Below are 1,839 nucleotides of genomic sequence, written 5' to 3'. Positions count from 1 at the left end.
TTTGAAACAACTATGGTGATCTGTTCCGATGATTACCCAAACTTTCTATTTATTCAACAAAGCCTCGTTGATGTTCTCGGCGAGCGATACCGTCGAATTTATTCTTAAAGTAGGTGCGGAATGACGGTTTTAACTCTTTGATTGTATATGTTTTCTTGACTCCGCCCGAAAATGCCCGAAATCGGCCCTAAATTATGTATTCGGTGTAAATTCACATAGCTATCTTTAGCTAGAACAAGCTTGGCATAACGCCGAACGGCAATAATCTCCTGCATGAGAAAAGGTGTTGCAGTAAATAGTCTTACCTATCACTTTCAATTTAGGTTCCTCACGCTCTGGCATCTATACACATTTCACCGTAATTCCTATTATTTGATATCACAAATCTCTTTCTTTAGGAGAACATTGTAAAAACCAATTAATAGGACAGGATAGTTAACATGCTTACTATTAAAAATAATAGACTAAACACAATACCTAGCCATTTACCTAATTTTATAGAATTTTTAGATATAAGTAATAATTTAGTAACTGAATTACCGGATGATTTGCCAAATTCTATTAGATCTTTAAATGTAAGTCATAACAAATTAACTGCTTTGCCTAGAAAACTACCAGATTCAGTTAAGGTTTTAGACACAAGCCATAACAAATTAACCCTTCTTCCCAATGAGTTACCAGATTTTCTTGAGATTTTTGACGTAAGTTATAACAAACTAACTAAGCTGCCCGACAAGCTACCTGACTCTATCGATTTTCTGATTGTGCATCATAACAAATTAAACAAACTCCCTGATAGGTTACCCCAATCCCTTGACAACCTTCAATCAAGCAATAATGAATTGACTTGCATTCCTGACCGCTTACCAAAAGACATTCGCATTACAGATTTTAGTTTTAATAAAATAGAAATTTTTCCCGATAACTTACCACAAACCATTACTCATTTAAAATTAAACAACAATAATATCACGACAATTTTAGAAAAAATTACCAGTTTGAATGGTGGAATGGAAATTGACTTAAAGAATAACAAACTATAGGTAAAAGAAAAATCAACAATAATCAATTTGCAAACAAGTGAAAGTTATAATGGCCCTCACATTAAAACTTAAATGTTAGTTGAAACCACCACCCACTTATAATAACAAGATGGGGTGATGGTTTAGTTAAGTGGGATTCTTACACAATCGTCATCGCGAATTATTTACAATCATCAGTTATTTTCACAACAGCCGCATCGAGCACAGCAGCGTTTTCAGAAGCAAACATGGCAATGCCTTTGACAGACTTGCCTTCTTTCAAGATACCGGTGGTCAATTCCTCATCCACTGTATCAAGCCTGAACATTTCATTATCAGGGGAGTACGCCTTTAAGCACAGCTTAGACAAATCGACGTCATCACCAAATAGCTTAACCACGGTCACGTCGAAACTTTTGGTATAAGCAAGTTTATTCCCAACGGAGATTGAGCCGTTAGATTGTGCTGTAGCATATACCGCTATATTATCAGGCATCGATGCATTTGCAGCAAAACTAAAGCCAGCCAGAGCCAAAGTGGTAACAATCATTGAAACTTTCATATCCATTCCTTTCAGTAGGTTTTAGTCTTGATTACTGTATATATACAAGATACAGCCTATTGAAATAGTACATCAGCTAACCTAAACCATTATTAAAGGGATGTTTTACTATTTGAATAATACGGATTTTACAACCGTCATTCCGCACCTACTTTAAGAATAAATTCGACGGTATCGCTCGCCGAGAACATCAACGATGGTCTTGTGAACAGAATTGAGGTTGGATACTTGTGGTGGTCTGTCACCAATACTGAA

2 protein-coding genes are annotated in these 1,839 nt (G+C 35.9%); one reads left to right on the top strand and one right to left on the bottom strand.

The window, feature by feature from the left end; translation table 11 throughout:
• The first annotated feature begins 440 nt into the window (after positions 1-440).
• Complete coding sequence (locus ACTBDZ_RS17465; protein WP_438816230.1) at positions 441-1,043, top strand: hypothetical protein; 603 nt, start codon at positions 441-443, stop codon at positions 1,041-1,043.
• 160 nt (positions 1,044-1,203) lie between these two features.
• Here the strand turns inward: ACTBDZ_RS17465 and ACTBDZ_RS17460 are convergent, their stop codons facing one another.
• On the bottom strand, positions 1,204-1,584 hold the full coding sequence (locus ACTBDZ_RS17460; RefSeq protein WP_438816229.1) for a DUF4354 family protein: 381 nt from the start codon (positions 1,582-1,584) through the stop codon (positions 1,204-1,206).
• Between the last annotated feature and the right edge of the window lie 255 nt (positions 1,585-1,839).

It is taken from the genome of Symbiopectobacterium sp. (assembly GCF_051710365.1).
Classification (GTDB): domain Bacteria; phylum Pseudomonadota; class Gammaproteobacteria; order Enterobacterales; family Enterobacteriaceae; genus Symbiopectobacterium.
The sequence above is the reverse complement of the archived record's forward strand: the minus strand, read 5'-3'. Positions and strand labels throughout refer to the sequence as shown.

What these genes read in the sequence shown, in the direction of transcription:
- ACTBDZ_RS17460 (WP_438816229.1), bottom strand. Translation starts at nt 1,584, where the DNA reads ATGAAAGTTTCAATGATTGTTACCACTTTGGCTCTGGCTGGCTTTAGT.
- ACTBDZ_RS17465 (WP_438816230.1), top strand. Translation starts at nt 441, where the DNA reads ATGCTTACTATTAAAAATAATAGACTAAACACAATACCTAGCCATTTA.